Source organism: Intrasporangium calvum DSM 43043, assembly GCF_000184685.1.
Classification (GTDB): domain Bacteria; phylum Actinomycetota; class Actinomycetes; order Actinomycetales; family Dermatophilaceae; genus Intrasporangium; species Intrasporangium calvum.
On the sequence record NC_014830.1, the window covers coordinates 2,102,504 to 2,120,071 of the forward strand.

Annotated in this window: 15 protein-coding genes; 3 read left to right on the plus strand and 12 right to left on the minus strand. The window is 69.6% G+C overall.

Going from position 1 to position 17,568, the window contains the following annotated elements; genetic code table 11:
- Window positions 1-52: 52 nt before the first annotated feature.
- From INTCA_RS19845 to INTCA_RS09520, 11 genes are all read right to left on the minus strand, one after another.
- Window positions 53-727, minus strand: coding sequence for a MerR family transcriptional regulator (locus INTCA_RS19845; protein WP_013492696.1), 675 nt, complete (start codon window positions 725-727; stop codon window positions 53-55).
- Between the two features lie 2 nt (window positions 728-729).
- Window positions 730-2,439, minus strand: coding sequence for a cytochrome c3 family protein (locus tag INTCA_RS09475; protein ID WP_013492697.1), 1,710 nt, complete (start codon window positions 2,437-2,439; stop codon window positions 730-732).
- Window positions 2,436-3,317: a TlpA family protein disulfide reductase gene (locus tag INTCA_RS09480; protein ID WP_013492698.1), complete on the minus strand. Its 882-nt coding sequence runs from the start codon at window positions 3,315-3,317 to the stop codon at window positions 2,436-2,438. The genes INTCA_RS09475 and INTCA_RS09480 overlap by 4 nt, the downstream gene beginning before the upstream one ends.
- Before the next feature lie 72 nt (window positions 3,318-3,389).
- A complete protein-coding gene (gene ccsB, locus INTCA_RS09485) occupies window positions 3,390-4,328 on the minus strand; it encodes a c-type cytochrome biogenesis protein CcsB (RefSeq protein WP_013492699.1) in 939 nt (312 codons plus the stop codon).
- A gap of 31 nt (window positions 4,329-4,359) precedes the next feature.
- Entirely contained in the window at window positions 4,360-5,904 is a 1,545-nt protein-coding gene (locus INTCA_RS09490) for a cytochrome c biogenesis ResB family protein (protein WP_013492700.1), read from the minus strand.
- An 82-nt stretch (window positions 5,905-5,986) separates the two neighbouring features.
- The gene (locus INTCA_RS09495; protein ID WP_013492701.1) at window positions 5,987-6,724 is read right to left on the minus strand and encodes a cytochrome c biogenesis CcdA family protein; all 738 of its coding nucleotides are present in this window, start codon (window positions 6,722-6,724) and stop codon (window positions 5,987-5,989) included.
- 46 nt (window positions 6,725-6,770) lie between these two features.
- A complete protein-coding gene (locus tag INTCA_RS09500; protein ID WP_013492702.1) occupies window positions 6,771-7,640 on the minus strand; it encodes a tetratricopeptide repeat protein in 870 nt (289 codons plus the stop codon).
- Between the two features lie 277 nt (window positions 7,641-7,917).
- A complete protein-coding gene (locus INTCA_RS18680; RefSeq protein ID WP_013492703.1) occupies window positions 7,918-10,287 on the minus strand; it encodes a cytochrome c3 family protein in 2,370 nt (789 codons plus the stop codon).
- A gap of 130 nt (window positions 10,288-10,417) precedes the next feature.
- A complete protein-coding gene (locus INTCA_RS09510) occupies window positions 10,418-11,617 on the minus strand; it encodes a cytochrome c3 family protein (protein WP_013492704.1) in 1,200 nt (399 codons plus the stop codon).
- Between the two features lie 142 nt (window positions 11,618-11,759).
- Entirely contained in the window at window positions 11,760-12,845 is a 1,086-nt protein-coding gene (locus INTCA_RS09515; RefSeq protein ID WP_013492705.1) for an NHL repeat-containing protein, read from the minus strand.
- A gap of 11 nt (window positions 12,846-12,856) precedes the next feature.
- Window positions 12,857-13,771 (minus strand): tetratricopeptide repeat protein, encoded by a 915-nt coding sequence (locus tag INTCA_RS09520; RefSeq protein ID WP_013492706.1) that lies wholly within the window; start codon window positions 13,769-13,771, stop codon window positions 12,857-12,859.
- A 438-nt stretch (window positions 13,772-14,209) separates the two neighbouring features.
- Here INTCA_RS09520 and INTCA_RS18685 point away from each other — a divergent pair, with 438 nt between their 5' ends.
- The 3 genes from INTCA_RS18685 (at window position 14,210) to INTCA_RS09540 (ending at window position 17,090) form a co-directional block, all read left to right on the plus strand.
- The gene (locus tag INTCA_RS18685) at window positions 14,210-15,940 is read left to right on the plus strand and encodes a sensor histidine kinase (protein ID WP_148236550.1); all 1,731 of its coding nucleotides are present in this window, start codon (window positions 14,210-14,212) and stop codon (window positions 15,938-15,940) included.
- The gene (locus tag INTCA_RS09535; protein ID WP_013492708.1) at window positions 15,937-16,623 is read left to right on the plus strand and encodes a response regulator; all 687 of its coding nucleotides are present in this window, start codon (window positions 15,937-15,939) and stop codon (window positions 16,621-16,623) included. Before INTCA_RS18685 ends, INTCA_RS09535 begins: the two co-directional genes overlap by 4 nt.
- 134 nt (window positions 16,624-16,757) lie before the next feature.
- On the plus strand, window positions 16,758-17,090 hold the full coding sequence (locus tag INTCA_RS09540) for an ANTAR domain-containing protein (RefSeq protein WP_013492709.1): 333 nt from the start codon (window positions 16,758-16,760) through the stop codon (window positions 17,088-17,090).
- On the opposite strand, the gene INTCA_RS09545 is transcribed toward INTCA_RS09540, so the two are convergent.
- On the minus strand, window positions 17,062-17,559 hold the full coding sequence (locus INTCA_RS09545) for a hypothetical protein (protein WP_013492710.1): 498 nt from the start codon (window positions 17,557-17,559) through the stop codon (window positions 17,062-17,064). The two genes, INTCA_RS09540 and INTCA_RS09545, sit on opposite strands and share 29 nt — an antisense overlap.
- Between the last annotated feature and the right edge of the window lie 9 nt (window positions 17,560-17,568).

Genomic DNA, 17,568 nt, shown 5'->3' on the forward strand with positions numbered 1-17,568 from the left:
GCTCATCTCCGCCGACGGCGGGGATGAGCGGTTTCGCTCGTTCGGTGCCCCCTCAGGAGGAGCGGACGACGGGTCCCGGCGCAGCTGCATGTGCGTCCACCAGAGCGACGATGAGACGGTCGACGCCGTCGTTGGCCCGAGCCATCAGGCGCGTCGCGCGCGGCGTGTCCAGCCCGGCCAGGCAGGCGCGCGCGGCGAGGTCGTCCACCACGGCCCCGCGGATCCGGTGGAAGGTCTCGACCGTCTCTCCGAGGTCGCCGTGGTGGCGCGCCGCGATCCGTCCGTGCACAGCGGCGGCCTCGATGGCCGGCCGGATCGCCGCCTCGCACTCGGGGTCGGAGCGACCGTCGACGTACCCCAGCAGTCCGTGCACCATGGACCGCCCGGCCAGGCCGAGGATCTGGCGCTCGTCCGGGGTGGTCCGCTGGATCCACGACAGCACGCCGCACACCGGAGCCAGCTGCTCGTGGAGCAGCCAGGCGGCCCGGTCGACCGACTCACCCCACGCGGACCCGGACGCATCGGTCCCGGCCGCCCGACCGAGCAGCTGCCGGATCGTGGTCTCCGCGTAGCGCCGGTGCCCGCCGGGTGTGGTGAACGCCCGGACCTTGCCCGCCGCGCTCCACCTGCGGAGCGTCGCCGGGGAGACCCCGAGCATGTCGCTCGCCTCTTGGACGCCGAGCCAGACCTCGTGGTCCTCGACCACGTGATGGCGTGGAGTGCTCATCGCTACCCACTTCCCTTGCTCAGCTTGGCGTTGGACTGCACCAGGACGGGGTCCTTGTGGCACTGCGAGCAGTACGCCGGCTGGTGGCACACTGCACAGGCGTTCTTGCTCCCCGCGTCGAGGACCGACTGCGCGTGGTTGTAGAGCATCCCGTAGTGGTCCACCTTGACCGCGCCGCTGTCGTGGCAGTCCTGGCAGTACGAAGCCTCGTGGCAGGCGCCGCAGGAGCTGGCCGCGGGCTTGACTGCGCCTGCGACATTGCGGTGGCTGAAGACGAAGAGCGGGTCGGCGTGGTCGGCCGGCTCCTTGCCGATCGGCACGCTCACCGGCTCGGTCGACCCCTTGCCGATCGGCACGCTCGCCGGCGTCGAGACGCCCTGCGGGAACGTGTGGCAGGTGTTGCAGGTCGAGGGGATCGTCTCCTTGGTGACCTGCCCCTCGACGACCTTGTAGTGGGCCCCGTCGTGGCACCGGAAGCATCCGGGAGAGCTCTGGTGGCCCAGGTTGTCCGCGTAGGTGCCGCCGCGGGTGTTCATCTCGGAGGTGACGACGAGCTCATAGATCCCGGCGATGGCCTTGCTCGCCGCCGCGATCTCCTTCGCCTTGTCCTTCGCCACGGCCGGGTAGTCCGCGCTGTAGAGCTCGGCCAGGTTGCCGATGGCCGCCTCGCCGTCCTCGTCAGTGGCGTACGTGCGGTTCAGCAAGGTGATGGCGTTGCGCTTGATGTACGGCAGCGTCGGGCTGATGGCGCCGCTGGCCATGGCCTGGTCGACTGCCTTGTCCACGGACGGGATGTCGTGCCCGACGCGGTTGTGGCAGGCGAGACAGTCCATCGTCCGCGTCGACCCGGTCGCCTTGAGCCGGGCGATGTCGGCGTCCGCGTTGGCCGACTGCCGCACGGCGCCCTCGGCGATGTACTGGACGAGCTCGCCGGTCTTGGAGTCCCGGAACTCGACCGAGTCGATCGTCTGCTGGTGCTCCTCGGTCGACGTGTAGGTGACCTCTTGCAGCACGTGCCAGTGCATCGAGACCTCGTCGGCGGTGCCCGCCTGGGCCGGCCGGATGAGGACGGCCAGGTCGTTCCGGGTGTTCTTCTCGTCGCGGGAGAAGCTCGCCCGGGTGATCAGCTTGGTGGGCTGTCCGTCCTTGGCGATCTGCGAGAGCGGGTGGCACTTCTCGCAGGTCTGCTCCGTGGTCGGCAGCGCGTCGTGCTCGATGGCGGGGATCGGGGTCGGGTAGGTGTTGGTGACGAGCGCGTAGAGCTCACGCGTCCCGGCCAGCTTGGCCTTGACGAACCCCAGCACGCCTGGCTCGACGTGGCACTCCCCGCACGCGACGTCCTGGTGGACGCCGGCCTCGTAGGCCTTCTTCTGCGGCTCCATGGTGTGGCACGTCGTGCAGAAGCTCGCGCCCTCGGAGTAGTGCACGACCTCGACGCCGCCCAGCGTGCCGATCGCGCCGATGACGAGGACGCCACCGACGAGGGCGAGGACGCCGAGGGGCGTCTTGGGGACGGGGACAAGGCGCCGCAGCCTCCGCCGCCAGCGGGCCCAGAAGCCTTCCGATGGCGCAGAACCGGTCTCAGCCGAGCCCGCGTCAGCGGCCTCGGCACGGGGCGTCGGCCCCCCGGGGGTCGGCCCCCCGGGGGGGACGACCGGGTCGGGAGGCCGCGGTGGACCGGCCTGCTGCGGTCCGTCCGAGGATGGGGTCATGGTGCCACCAGTCCCTTCAAGGAGGCCTCGATGCTGGTCTCGGAGACACTCCCCTGCCAGATCTGCCTGAGGACGCCGTCCTTGTCGATGAAGAAGTGGGCCGGGATCGCCGAGACGCGGTAGGCGTCGGCGACCGCCGACTCGGGGTCGGCCGCGACGGGGAAGGTGATGCCGACCCGCTTCGCGTAGTCGCGCACCGTCGGGGTGTCCTCGGTGATGTTGACGCCGAGGATCTCCAGGCCCTTCGGCGCGAACTTCCGGTAGGCCGCCTCGATGTCCGGGACCTCGGCCTGGCACGGGGCGCACCAGCTGGCGCCGAAGACGACCCAGACCGCCTTGCCCTTGTAGTCGCTCAGGGAGACCTGGTCCCCGTCGATCGTCGTGACCGTGAAGTCGTGCGCCGGTGACCCGACCTTCGGCGGCGGGACGGTCGACTTGCCGGGGATGCTCACCGCGGTCGCCCCGTTGGGCAGGGTCTCCCCGCCCGGGCTGCGGCCGTCGACGAGCCACATCCCGCCGGCCACCAGGCCGGCGGTCACGAGGAGCACGACGAGCGTGCCGTAACGGCTCGACCGGATCCGCTCGCGAAGGCTACGGCGGCCCCCGGAACCGAGCCCAGCGGCATCCTCCTCGACTTCGGGCTCCGCCAGCCCGTCGACCGCCCCCGCGGATGGCACGGGACGGGGAGCCGGCGTGGCCACCACACTCGACGCCGGTTCCCCGTCCGCGCGGTCCTCCTCCCCGTTCAGCTCGGCCTCGAGGATGTCCTCCACGTCGAAGTCCTCGTCGTCCTGGTGGTCGACCAGGTCGACCTCGTCGAGGAACTCGTCCTCTGGGAGCCGCTTGGCGGCTGCGTCCCGGAGAGCCCGATCGGACATCTCGATCGCTTCCTTTCAGTGTTCGCTGGCTGCGATGCGCCTGGAGCGGGCGCAGCTGGGGCGGGGAGTGGGTCAGGCGTAGCTGTGCAGGCCGCCGAAGAAGGCGTTGCCGACGAACGTCAGCACGACGCTGGCGAAACCGATGACGAGCAGCCAGGCCGCGCGCTTGCCGGTCCAGCCACGGGCGACGCGGGCGTGCAGGTAGCCGCCGTAGATGAGCCACGTGACGAGCGAGGCCGTCTCCTTCGGGTCCCAGCTCCAGTAGCTGCCCCAGGCGATCTCGGCCCAGACCGCACCGAGGACGAGGACCATCGTGTCGAGCGGGAAGGCGATGACGACGGCGCGGTAGCCGAGCCGGTCCAGGACCTCCGGCTTGGGGATGAGGTGACGCCACTTCTGCGGGGTCCACAGGTCGAGGGCCGCAGCGGCGAAGCTCACCGCGAAGGCGCCGTAGGCGAAGACCGCGACGATGATGTGGAGCGTCAGGAGCAGGCTGTTCTGCAGGGCCGGGACGAGCGGGTCCACCTCGGTCGGCTGGGTGCCGGCGTAGGCGAGCGCCACGACGGCGAGCGGCATCACGAAGAGTGCCAGGGTCCGCGCGCGGTACTTCCACTCGAAGTACGCGTAGGAGACGAGGATGCCCCACGCCATCGACGTCGCGAACTCGTACTGCGTCACGAAGGGGCCGTTGCCCGTGGCGGCCATCCGCATCGCGAGGCACGCGGTGAGGAAGGCGATGGCGAGCCAGGTGAGGCGGGTGCCGATGCGGGCCAACGTGGTGGCCGACATGGTCGAGTAGGCCGGCGCAGCGGGCTCGTTCAGCGGGGCACCGGGGCCGTCGAGGTCGTCCAGGAGGTCGTCTCCGGCCTCGCCGACGAGGACTCGCTGGCGTCGGGGTGCACGCTGCGACACGGCGCGGTGTCCGGCAGCCATGGCCCAGAAGTAGGCGAAGGTCGCGAGGACGGCCGTGATGAGCGCTGCGACGAACGCGAACTGTGAGTAGGTGAGCATCTCAGTGGCTCCTTGGTGGTGGTGGGCCGACTCAGGCGTCGGACGTCTTGATGGTGGAGACGATGTTCTTGAACACCGGCTCGAAGGCGGGGTCCCGCTTGAGCGGGGCGCCGACCATGACGCGGCTCGTGCCGTCGCCGTTGGACCGGATGCGAGCCCAGATCCTGCGGTGCGCCATGAAGAACACGAGGTAGCTGCCGATGATGAGCAGGGCCGAGCCGAGCCAGACGAGCCAGGACCCCTTGTCCTGCTTCACGGTGAGGCCGGTGTACGGGCGGTTGCGCTCGAAGGTGTAGGTGAGTCCGTCGACGTCGGCGGACTTGCCCTGGTCGATGACTGGCCAGCCGAGCGGGTTCTCGACGCCGTCCTTGTGGACCTCGAACTGGGCGGTGCCGGCGGGGAGCTCCTTGAGGACCTGGCCGGAGGCGGCCTGGATGACGTAGACGCTGACGCCCTTGCCGGGGATCTCGAACTGGCCGATGCTCTGCTGGCCGTCGTTCGACTGCCACTTGAGCGGGACCATCTGGCGGAAGATCTCCTTGCCCTGCTCCTTGACGGTGACGTCGACGCCGATCCCGAAGAAGGCCTGGTGGAACCACACGCCCTCGTAGATGAGCGGGGTGTTGACGCGAACCTCTTGGCGGGCGACCTGCTTGCCGTCCTTGGTGAGGACGACGTCCGAGACGTAGTCCTTCGGCGATCCGTTCTCGTAGTAGGTGTCGGTGAACGAGAGGGCCTTGGCCGTCAGGCCGGTGCCGTGGCCGACCGGCACGTCCACCCCGACGGGCGCGATGAAGTCGGTGTCCTTGAAGCCGGTCGTCGCCGAGACGACGAAGCCGAGCATGATGACGATGATGCTGAGGTGGGCGACGACGGTGCCGAACGGGCCCCAGCGGAAGCGGTCACCGTAGACGTCCGCGCCGGTCGTCGTCGTGCCATCGATGACCCGGAAGTGCTTGCCGTGCAAGGCGTCCCGGACCTGCTGGGCTGCGGTCTCGACGTCGCCGGGCAGGTCGACCGTGGCGCGGAGCGGCGCGTGGGTGAAGAACACCTCGCGCATCGAGGTCCGCGGATGGGTTGCGACCCGCCACAGCTTGGGGGCCCGGTTGATCGAGCAGGCGAGGATGCTCATGCTGAGCAGGACGAAGAGGCCCTGGAAGTACCACGTCGAGAAGACGTGGAAGAGGCCGAGCTTGTCGAGGATGCCGACCCAGCCGCCGTAGCGCTCGGAGGGGGTGCCGGCGAGCCACTGCGCGTAGGTCTGCTCGTCCGCGCGGGCTTCGGGCGTGGCCTGCATGAGCAGGGTGCCGAAGAGGGTGAGGATGCCGAGCAGCAGGATGATCCACAGACCCGTGCGCATCGAGATGAGGAAGAGCCAGACGCGCCTGAGCGGGTGCTGGTTGCGGTGGTGCGGGTGGTTCGCGTCCTGCTTCTGGAGGCCGTCGAGGACGTCGACGCCGTGCTCGACGTGCCCGAGGTCGTCGTCGACGCTGTCGACATGGCCAGGCACGTGGGCCGTGACGCGCGTCGCGACGCGCGAGCTGGCCTCCTGGCGGTTCCTGACGCTGGTGGTCATCTCGATGCCTCTTTCAGCTGGCGGTGGTGGTGGCGGGTGCTGCTGCAGGTCGTGGTGGAGGCGGGCTCCGGGCCGAGGCGGCTCATATCGTGAACCCGGGGACGTACTGGGAGAGACGGACGAAGAGGTTGGTCATCATCAGGAAGCCGACGATGACGAGCATCGATCCGGTGACCATCGAGACGGCGGCCTCGTGGCGGACGAACCAGTTGAGGCGGTTGCCCAGGGCGCTCACCCCGAGCGCGACGAAGATGAAGGGCAGACCGAGCCCGACGGCATACGCGACGAGGAGCGCAGCTCCCTCACCGACGCTCGAGCGGAGCGAGGCGAGGCCGATGATGCCGCTGAGGATCGGGCCGACGCACGGCGTCCAGCCGGCGGCGAAGACGACCCCGAAGAGGACCGACCGGCCGACGTGCGGGCTCTGCTGCTCGACGGTGCCGTCGGCCCGGCGGCGGAGCAGGCTGCCCATGGACAGCCCGCTCTGCCGGGTGAGGAAGGGGAGGGAGATGAGGCCAGCGACGTGCAGGCCCATCAGGATGAGCACCACTCCCCCGACCTTGCGCAGCACGTCGACCTGGTCGCGGAGCAGGTAGCCGACGAGCCCGATGGAGGCCCAGAGGGCGACGAAGACGACGGTGAAGCCGATGACGAACGCCACTGCCTGCTGGAGGGTGGTGCGCCGCGTGGGCCGGACCTCCGCCCCAGTGCCGCCGACGATGTAGCTGACGTAGGCCGGCACCATCGGCAGGCAGCACGGCGAGGCGAAGGAGACGATGCCTGCCAGGAACGCCACTGCGAGGGTGATGTTGCCGGTCATGTCAGTCTGCTCCGTGGTCCGCGTCGTCCGCTGGGTGGCTGGTCGGTTACTTGGTGGTGGTGGGCTGGCCGGACGGCTTCGTGACGTCGCCGACCTGGGACTGGACGGTCTTGGCGAGCTCGCTGTTCGGGTCGATCTCGACGACCTTCTTCCACTCGGACTGCATGAGATCGGAGCGGCCGGTCGTCATGTAGAGGAAGCCGAGGTCGTAGTGCAGCTCGGCGTTGTCCGGGTGAGCGGCGACGCCGGCCTTCCAGGTCTTCTCGGCGGTGGCGTTGTCGCCGGAGTTGTAGGCGGCCGCGCCGAGGCTGATGAGCGCCTGCGCGTTCTTCGGGTCGATGTCGAGCGCCTTCTGCGAGAACGCCTTCGCGTTGGCCCAGTCGTTGGCGCCGAAGTAGAGGTCGGCGATGCCCTGGAGGGAGGCGATGTCCTTGGGGTTCGCCTCGACCTTCTTGGTCAGCTCGGCGAGCTTGGCGGGGTCGACGGCGGCGGCCGTCTGCGTCTGGCTGGTGTCCTGCGCCGTGGTCATCTCGGGGACGTCGGGCTTGCCCATCCAGTAGACGCCGAGGACGACGCCGATGGTGACGAGGACGGCGATGATGCCGACGAGCATCCGGTTGGTCCGGTTCGGCTCGGTGGTCTCGGCCGCCGCACCTGCTCCGCTCGGCCGGGCGAGGGCCCGCAGCTCGGACTCGGGTCCGGTCAGCAGGGCGAAGACGCGGTCGACCTCCTGCTGCCGGCGGTCGGCCCACCCGCGGATGTCGGTCGGGGCCCCCTCGAGGTACTCGACGATCTGGTCGTGGGTGGCCTCCACCTCCTGGTCGTCCGCCCCCGCGTCGAGCCCGAGCCGGGCCAGGAGGTCGGACTTGACGCGCGTGGGGCTCGTCGTGGTGGTGGCGCCCTTGGCTCGGGACATGGGTCTCACTCCTGGGTCAGAAGACAGTGGTCGGTGGTGAAGGTTGGTGAATCCAGTGTGCTTTTGAGCGATTTGCTGAACTATCCGCCGCAAGGCACATGTCAGATAGAGATCCGGTCCATGCCCGTCCATGCCCGTCCATGCCCCGTCCAGGTGGTCCCCCGGGTCACGGAGACCTGGCTCACATCCGGTGGCCGGCAGGCCATGTCGTATGCCGCCGGGCCCGCTTCCGGGGTCACCGACGTCGCGTGGTGGTCGGGTGCGGACGGGACGGCCATCAGTTGCTGTAGGTCGCGCCCTGGTGGTCCTTGCCGTGGCAGGTCAGGGTGCAGGTGCCGCCGGTGGCCGTCTTCTTGAAGGTCGGGACGCCTCCCATCGCCTTGCTCGGCAGGACGTTCGGCGGGAAGCCGATGAGGCGGTCCCCCGCGACCTGCTGGCCGTCGGGCAGCTGGGTCGTGCCATGGCTGCTGAAGTGGCACTCGGCGCAGCGGGCGTTGCCCTGCCCAGCGCCCGGGGTGTCGATGTCGAGCCCGCCGCTGCCCTTGGTCGTGATGCCGGAGACGTGCAGGCCGTGGAAGACGAAGTTCGTGCCCTCGGCAGCGGCCGGCCGGACGCGGTTCAGGTACGGGGTCTCCATGTGGCAGGCAAGGCACAGGGCGAAGCCCTTGGCGTCGTAGTACTGGCCGGCCTTGGACAGGACGCGGTTCTCGTAGGGCCGGATGAGGATGCCGCGGTTCGTCGAGGCGTGGACCGTGAGGGTCGCGTCGGGCCCGTTCTCCGCCGGGTCGGCGGAGGTGCCGGTCGTGTTGCTCGCGTGGCAGCTGACGCAGCGGACGGTGTCGTTCGTCGTGAAGTTCCACAGCTTGTAGGGCGAGGGCCCGGCGAGGCTGTCGGCGAGCTTCTGGGTCTGGTTGCGGCCCGGGGCCTCGATCGGGTGATAGGAGCCGTTGGCCGGGTTGAAGTCCACGGCGAGGTCGGTGAAGCTCTGCGACGGCTTGCCTGCCACGTCCTCGGGGAGCGTCGTGAAGCCCGAGTGGCACTTGAGGCACAGCTGGTACTCGGCCGTGACGGGCTGGACCATGCCGTCGAGCCAGGTGTACGTCGGCGCGGTGCCGGCAGCCCCGTTGGTCACGGCGACACCGCCCACCTTGGTGAACCCGCCGGGGGCGGTCCAGCCGGTGGCGGTCATCGTCGACTTCGACGTCGTCGCGCCGTGCGGGTCGTGGCAGTCGCTGCACTGGCTGTGGCGGCTCAGCGCGCCCGCGAACTCGTTCTTGGAGTCGAGCGTGTGGTCCCCCGGGTCGGTGGTGTCGTGCGACCAGTAGGAGCGCGTCGTGGGGTCGTTCGCAGGCTGGCCGAGGGCGTACTGCGCCTGGACGTCCGCCCCTCCGGTTCCACCGGCGTGGCAGGTGTAGCACTGGTCGGTCTCGGACGACTTCTTCACGAGGTTCTGCGACTTCGCCGAGTGCGTCTGGTGGCACACGCCGCACTGGCCGCTCGTCGTGGAGGCTCCCGGGTTGTGGATCGTGCCCGGCCCGTTGGGGCCGACCGTGATGACCGCGTCGGTCGCCACGTCGGGGCCGGCGAGCGCGGTGTAGAGGGGGTAGCTCGTCTTCGTCGCGTCAGCCTCTGGCGCGCCGACGAGGGCGTAGGCGGTGGCCTGGGCCTCCGGGAGCCCGGAGACCTGCTCGCCGTCCTGCTGGCCGGGACTGGCGAGGGTCGCCGGCGCGGCTCCGACGGTGACGGTCGCCGGCTCGAGGAGCGGGATCGCTGACCCGTCGTCCGTGACGCGCAGCTCGTAGCTCGTCCCGTAGCCGGCGTCGATGGACAGCGTGACGGTGAACTCCTGCTCGGTGGCGGTGCCCGGCGGGAGGAAGTAGGGGGTGACCGGGTTGATCCCGCTGGAGCGCTGGCCGGCCACTGCGGTGAGGCCGTCGGGAATCGTCACGTGCAGCGAGTCGGCCGGGATCGGAGTCGATCTCGGCGCCGGCGCGGAGCCGGTCTCGGTGGCGACCCACTCCTCGGCGGAGTGGAGCGGCACGCCCGGCGTGGCGGCCTCGGGGACGACCTGGAAGTCGCCGGTCCCGGCGACCCGGAACTCGAGCTGGGGCGTCACCGTCACGGGGTCGGGCCCGCCGTTGAGCAGCGGGGCGACGAGACGGACGGACTGGAATGGGCCGAGGCCTGCGGCGGGCGCGCCTGCCGGCAGGTACCGCGGCGTCACGCCGGGGTCACCCAGCAGCGCGAGGGCGGCGGCTCCGCCGCTCAGGCCCGGGACCGGCAGTGAGAGCAGGTCGGTCGAGGCGGCGGTCAGGTCGGTCGATGACGTGGCGCTCGGTTCGGTCGACGGATCAGTGGCCGGGGCGGTCGTTGCCGCCGCTTCGGTGCCAGGGGTCGTCCCGGAGGTCGTCGGTGACGGCTCTGCGGTCGGCGGCGCCGTCGGCGTCTCGGTCGCCGAGCTCGTCGGAGTGGGGGTGGGCGACGGGCTGCTGGTCGTCGTCGCGGTCGGCGTGGGAAGGTCCTCGGCCGCCAGGCCGACGGCCGGCGTCGCCGTGAGCGCGAGGGCGAGGAGAGGCACCATGGCCACCGCAGCAGGCCATCCACCGAGCCGGGTGTGGCGCGGTGGGGTGGTCCGGTTGCGTGTCATCGGTGCCTGTCCTCCATTTGTCGGAGAGTGAGGATGGGGGTGTGGGGCTGCGGGCGACCTGGGTGAGAAGCCACCCGCAGCCTCACGGTGATCTGGTCAGACTCGGCTGTTGTGTCTCAGCTGGGCCGGATCAGACGTTGTGGCACATCACGCAGATGCCCCGGTCGTCGACTCGGAGGAGTCGGCTGTCCGAGCTGGGCGTGGTGCCGTCCGGCCACTCCACGCTCGAGTTCGGCATGACCGCGTTGGAGCCGTGCGCGACGTGGCACTGGATGCAGTTCCGGCTCCTGGCGTCCCTGTCACCGCTGACGTTGTCACCGGTGTGCCGGTAGGTGAAGACCGCGTCACCAGAGTCGGTCTTGTACGACTGCGACGGGGCGAGGTAGCGCGTGTGGCAGGTCGTGCACCACGCCGCGACGTTCGCCATGTACGGGCTCACCGCCACGGACGAGGTCTTGATCTTCGGCGTCGGGTCCACAATGGACGTTGCGCCGAGAATCGTCGTGGTCAACTCCTCTGCCGGAACGTTCGTGTCGCCGACGCTCCAGTAGTTGTCCGTCGTGTAGACCTTGTTCGTCGTGTCCGGGATGAGGATGCCGTCGGGGAAAGCCGTGGCGCTGAAGCCCGAATCACTCGGAACGGGCCGGAGGATGCGGTACTGCTTGTTCCCATGCGGGTCGTGGCAGGACGTGCACTCCAGCTTGGGGCTGCTCATGACCTTGCCCGTGTTGGGCGTGGCCGAGAGGGCCCCGTTGCCCCACATGACGTTGACGCCACCGAGGTGGCTCGACGTCGTGGCCTCCTGCGTGGGGGCCGGTGGGATGAGCTGGTTCACTGAAGTCCAGCCGTGCGCCCCTAGGACGCCCATGTCCTTGGTGGCCTCGCTCGAACCGAGCATGGCCTTCTCGAAGCCGCCGCCTCGAAGCGGCAGGACCTGGGTGGAACCACGGACTACCGTTTGCACGGTCGTGCCGTCAGGATAGGTAGTGGACGAAGCGGTGTCATACCCGACGCCGCCCTGCACGTCCGTCGTTGCGCCCGTGCCGCCCGTGCCGTGGCAGGAGAAGCAGAGTGCCTCCTCGGATGTTGCGTTGAGAAGGTACGGCGCCTTGGCCGTGTGGGCCCGGTGGCACGAGGCACATCGGCCCTGACCGGCGTCGCTGATCTTGACACCGTTTGTGGGTTGGCCATCGACGAACGTCGTGTTGTTCGTGGCCGTGGAAACGTGCGGACCGTTGTCGGCTTGCGCCGGCGTGGCCCCCATGAACAGCGCGGCGGAGGCGGCCGCCACGAGGACGACCCTCCGCATCACTTTTCGGTCTGTTCTCATGATCGTTGAGTCCAATCTGAGGTGTGAATTTGTGTATTCAGTTGTGTTGTGCCGTGAACCAGACCGTCCGCCTCGCCGTAGTGCCGGCGTGCCTCCGTCGGGCCACTCCTGCGGGGGTCCGGTGCGTGGACTACACAGGTCATCAGTAGCCCCACACCTGGATCCGGTTGTTCTCGCGGTCGGCGACGTAGACCCGACCGCGCGTATCGGTGGCGACACCGTTCGGGAAGAGGAAGGTGGCGTCCTCCCGACCTTGGTCGCCGAACGACCCGACATATGTCGGATGATCGGTCGGCTTGGCCGCGGCCGTGAAGACGCGCACCTGCTGGTCGGTGGTGTCGACGACGAACAGCCGCCCTTGGTCGTCGAGCGCCAGGCCACGGGGCAGGCCGAGGTCACCGTCACCGATCCCCCGCGAGAGGAGCGGGGTCATGGTTCCGCTGGCCTCGAAGACGACGACTCGGCCGTTGTTGCTGTCGGTCACGTAGATCTCGCCCTGCGGACCCGGCACGATGGCGTTCGGGTAGTTGAGCTCGCCCTTGCCGAGCGTCTTGACCAGCCTGCCGTCCCCGGCGAGGACGAGGATCCGGTGGTCCTTCGGCTCTGAGCTGGAGGCGTCGGCGACGTAGAGCGTGCCGTCCCCGGACACCCCGATCCCGAGCGGTGAGAACGTCAGCTTCTTGTCCTTGGGCGTGAAGGTCGAGCGGTAGGCGCCGGCACCGCTATACACGTAAACCTTGCCCGCGGCGCGGTCGCCGACGTAGACCTCCCCGGTCGTCGGGTTCACAGCCACATACACAGGAACGTGAGGCCCTTTGTCGGTGGCCGGCGGCCTGAGTTCCCCAAGTCTCTTGCCGTCCCGGTCGTAGACGAAGGCAGCCCCCTCCGTGCCGGACTGGGTGACGTAGATGCGCGAGCCATCCGGGGAGACGGCGACACCGAGGGGCTTGTCGACCCCGTAGAACGCCGTCTTGTAGGTGGGGACCTTGCCGGTCTGGAGACCGGGCAGCTCAGTGAGCGGCTTGCGGTTCATCAGGTACCAGGCGGCCAGGCCACCGAAGAGCACGAGCGCCACGACGAGCAGCCAGGCGATGATCTTGCGCCGCCGCCTGCGGCTGGGGTCGTCGACGCCTGCCGGAGGCGTGGCCGGAGGCCCACCGAGGTCGTCGAGCTCCTCGAGGAGGGCGTCGTCCGACGCGGGTGCCGGGCGGGTCTGGGTGTCACTCATGTCCGCTGTCCTCACTTCTTCGCCGTCGACGCCGGCGTCTCGCCGAGCGCCGAGAGCGACGACATCGCCGAGACGTTCGTCGGGTCCTTGGCCAGCGCCTTCTGGTACCAGGCGACCGCGCCCTTGGTGTCGCTCTCCGTCTCGGCGATGAGGCCGAGGCCGAGCAGGGCGTCGACTGCGGCGGGGCCCTTCGTCAAGGCGGCGAGCTGGGTCTTCGCCTCGTCGACGTGCTTGCCGCAGAAGGCGACCATCGCGGCGGCGTAGGACGCGAGCTCCGGCTTCTTCATTGTTGTGTAGGCCGTCTGCAGCTGCTGGTAGGGCTCGCACCAGCCGGTCGGCACGAAGCGGAGCGCGTTCTTGAAGGTCGCGACGGCCTTCTCCGGCTTGCCCTGCTGCAGCTGGGCCAGGCCGACCTGGTACATCGCGTCCGAGTCGGTGGGAGCGATGTTGAGCGAGTGGCTCAGCTGTTCGATCGCCAGCTCCGGCTTCTGCTGCTTGATGGCAATGACACCGAGGTAGTAGTAGGCCGCTCCGAGGAGCGAGTCCGAGCTGGCGAACTCGCCCTTGCGGCTCGCCTTGATGACCTTGGTCAGCGGTGCCGTGGCTCCCGCCAGGTCGCCCTTCTCGAGGAGGGCATAGCCCTTGGCCACGAGGGCGTCCTTGCTGTCGGGTGCCACCTTGAGCACCTGCTCGAACTGCGCCACGGCGTCCTCGTAGCGCTTGGCCTGCTGGTAGACGAGGCCGAGCTGGAGTCGCGCGTCGACGTTGTTGGGGCTCTTTCGGACGGCCGCCTCCGTCAGGTTGATCTGCTGCTGCAGCATCGACGGGGCCGGGGTGACGTACTGGTCCTTGTAGTAGAGGAATCCCACGGCAACGAGCCCGACGACGAGCACCGCCACCCCCAGCCGCAGGAAAAGGGTCAACATCCGGTCGGACGAACCGACCGCGAGTCGGTGCTCGCTTCGTGCATGTGCCACTGGTACCTCACCCGTCCTTTGTGGCGGTTCTGCCGGCATGCCTGCCGCTCGGAGGCGAAATCCTCCGTGTTCATCGTGTGCGCACCGGGCCCCGGGGCCTATCCGCCGCAGGGTAGAGATCGGATAGAGGCACCGGCGGGACTCGTCCCTACCCGCTCAAACCCATGGATCCCGTCACGTTTCGCTCCCAGCGCGATTCCGGGTCCGCAGATCGCCCTACACTCTCCTTGACGCAACAGTCACCCGGTCCGGCGAAGGAGCAGGTCGATCGCCACCAAGTCCGCCACCACAGCAGGGCACGCCGAGAGCCCGAGTGCCGTGATCCACTCCCCCTCCGGGGAGCCTTCCTCCGACGGCCCACCCCCACCGCAGCCGCGCACGCCGCTCGTGAGCCGGCGGCTCCGGCTGGTCGGCATCGTCCTACCCGTGGCCGGGGCGGTCATCCTCGAGCTGGCGCGCTATGTCCTCGAGTCCCGGGGCTACTGGTCGCCGGGGCTCATGGAGACCTGGCACGTGGCGATGGTCATGCTCGTCATCGGCGGCATCGTCGTCTTCGCCCTGTTCATGTTCCGCCTCATCGACGACTCCGAGCGGCAGATCATCAGCCAGAACCGCGACCTCACCACCGCGAACGCCGTGGCCGGGGCCATCCAGGGCCAGTCGACGGTGTCGAGCATCATCGACGGGACCCTCGACGCGATCGTGCGGTCGGCCGGAGCTGTTCAGGCGAGGATCCGGATCTTCGACACGCCGGGCGCGGCCGACTCCGAGACCTCGACGTACACCCTCGTGGCGACCCCCGGGCTCGAGTCGTCCGAGCACCCCAGCCTCGATGTGCCCCTCACCCACGGGGCGGTCACCGTCGGACGCCTCGCGATGTGGTACCCGGACGGGGTCGACCCGACCGAGCGGGTCGGGAGCTCGGCCCTGTCGAGTCTGACCACCCAGGTGGCCTGCGCGATCCAGCTCGCCGAGGCCGTCGCGGACCTCAACCGGCGCAAGATCGAGGGACATGCGCTCTACGACATCCTCCTGAGGGTCTCCAACCAGGACCCGACGACCCCCGTTCTCGACGCCGTCGCTCGGCACGCCATGGTCCGGCTGCACGCGGACGGCGCCGCCATCACGCTCAACCCAGAGACCGCCAGCTCGGTGCGGTTCGAGGCCGGCCCGGAAGCCCCGACCCTGCGCCCCGACGGAACCGCCGTGATGGCCTGCGGGACCCCCGTCGATGCGCGGAGCAGCAACCGCGGCCGCAACGGACGGACCAAGGAGCCGGCACCTCAGCACACCGCGAGCAAGGTCGTGTCCGGACCGGCCGGCCCGCTCGGCGAGATCACCGTGGCGCGGGTCGCCGGCTCGGCCTTCTCAGAGCGGGACTGCGGGTTCCTGTCCACGCTGGCGAGCCTCGTCGGCATCGCCCTCACCGGCGCCCAGATGCGAGAGCTGTCCCGCCAGCGGGCCATCCTCAACGAGCGCACCCGGATCGCCCGGGAGATGCACGACAGCCTCGCGCAGGTGCTCGGCGCCGTGCACCTGCGGCTGCGCGCCCTGGGGGCGACCTACGCCAGCCTGCCCCAGGACCAGGTCGCTGAGGAGATCGACTCCCTGGCCGAGGTGTGCGCCGAGTCCTACCGCGACGTCCGCGAGACGATCCTCGGCCTGCGCGACTCCCACCAGCACGCCGAGCGCAGTCTCGAGGACAACCTCCGGGCCTACCTGACGAAGTACTCCTCCCAGTCCGGAATCGCCGCCACCCTCATCAACGAGGTCGGGCACGAGGTGAGCCTCTCGCCCCGCGCCGAGGTCCACCTCATCCGCGTCGTGCAGGAGGCGCTGACCAACGTGCGCAAGCATGCCCACGCGTCGTCGGTCACGGTGAGCGTCAACGGCACCGACACGTCGACGAGCTTCGCCATCGAGGACGACGGGGTGGGCTTCGACCCGGTCCACACGGCGAGCGCGCAGGACGGCTACGGCCTCTTCACGATGCGGGACCGCGCGGCCCTGCTGGGCGGCACGGTCGACATCGACTCCGTCCTCGGCCGCGGCACTCGCATCATGGTGACGGTGCCGGAGCGCCCGTTCGCCCCTCGTGCCGTCGGGAGCACCCGGTGAGCGAGCCGATCCGCATCCTGCTCGTCGACGACCAACCGCTCTTCCGGGGCGCCATCGCGGCGCTGCTCGCGCGCCAGCCGGACATGGAGGTCGTCGGTGAGGCCGAGAACGGGCTCGCCGGGGTGGAGCAGGCCCGGGCCCTGCGCCCTGACCTCGTCATCCTCGATGTCGAGATGCCGGTCATGAACGGCGTCGAGGCGGTGCGGCTCATCCGTGAGCAGGTCATGGACGTCAAGGTCATCATGCTGACCGTGTCCGACGTCGAGGACCACGTGCTCGAGGCCCTGCGCAACGGCGCCCACGGTTACCTGCTCAAGGACCTGCGCCCGGAGCAGCTGTACGACATGGTCCGGTCGGTGATGCGCAACGAGACGCCGATCTCCCCCGGTGTCGCCGGTCGCCTGCTGCGGGAGATCCGTCAGGCGGGCAAGCCGCGCGTGACGTCGCCGGCCGCCACGACCGAGCAGTCGGTGACCCGTCGCGAGCTCGAGATCCTGCGGCTCGTGGCGGAGGGGCTGAGCAACAAGGAGATCGCCAAGCGCCTCGTCATCACCGAGGGCACGGTCAAGAACCACGTCCACAACGCCCTCGAGAAGCTCCACATGGACAACCGGATCCAGGCGGCCGCCTACGTGATCCGGCAGGGGCTGGGCGCCCCGGGCAGCGAGCCCGCCGGCCGTTGACGGCCGGCTCCGTTCGCCGCACCGGGTATAGGCCGACCCGTGCCGTTCCTGTAACCAGAGCCGGATGGCTGCGCGTCCCTCCGCGCACTTATCCTGAACGCGGAACGGCCGGATCCGCAGAGGAGAGTGACGGGGTGGAGCACGAGACGTCGGTGCTCGTCATCTGCGAGCACGAGCTCCTCGGCGAGGGTCTGGCTGCTCGGTTGCAGATGATGGGCGTCCAGGCGCTCGTCGCGGCCGCCCACAACGACCACGCGGTCGTCCTGGCCTTGCGGGCACACCCGGACGTCGTCGTCATCGAGACCCCGGACCCCGCCTGCCTCGACCGGGTCATGACGTTGAGCCCCTCCTCCCGCATCGTCGACGCGACGAGGTCGATCGGCCGGGGGTTCCCGACCGAGACGATGCGCTTCGACGCGATCCTGGAGGCGCTGCCGGTCAACCAGCGGCCGGAGGCCCTGGCTTGACGTAGGCGGCTCGCAGGTGCCGCGAGTTGAGCAGCGTCGCCACGACGAGCAGGATCACGGCCAGCACGACCTGCTCGATGATCATCCACGTCGGGTACAGCCCTGGGATGAAGCAGCTCGCGACGGCGACGACGGGGAAGACGACCGAGAAGAGGCGCAGCCTGGAGTAGGCCCACCACCAGCCCCGTTGGGCCCGCCAGACGAAGTAGTACAGCGACGCCGTGAGCAGCGAGATCATCACCAGCCGGGTCCAGACGATCCAGCTCATCGACGCACCCATCTCGGTGCGCACGACCGCGAGGAGCACGGCCGCGACGTCGAGGGAGAAGGCAGCCGTGATCCCCATCGCGACATCGGCGAGGATGCGGCGGCTCTCGGGGTGCTCGGTGTGCTCGGGCGGCACGCGCAACCGGGCCTTGCGCCCGCCACCGATGCGGTCCAGCACCCGGGCGACGACCTCGACGTCCATGGTCTTCCC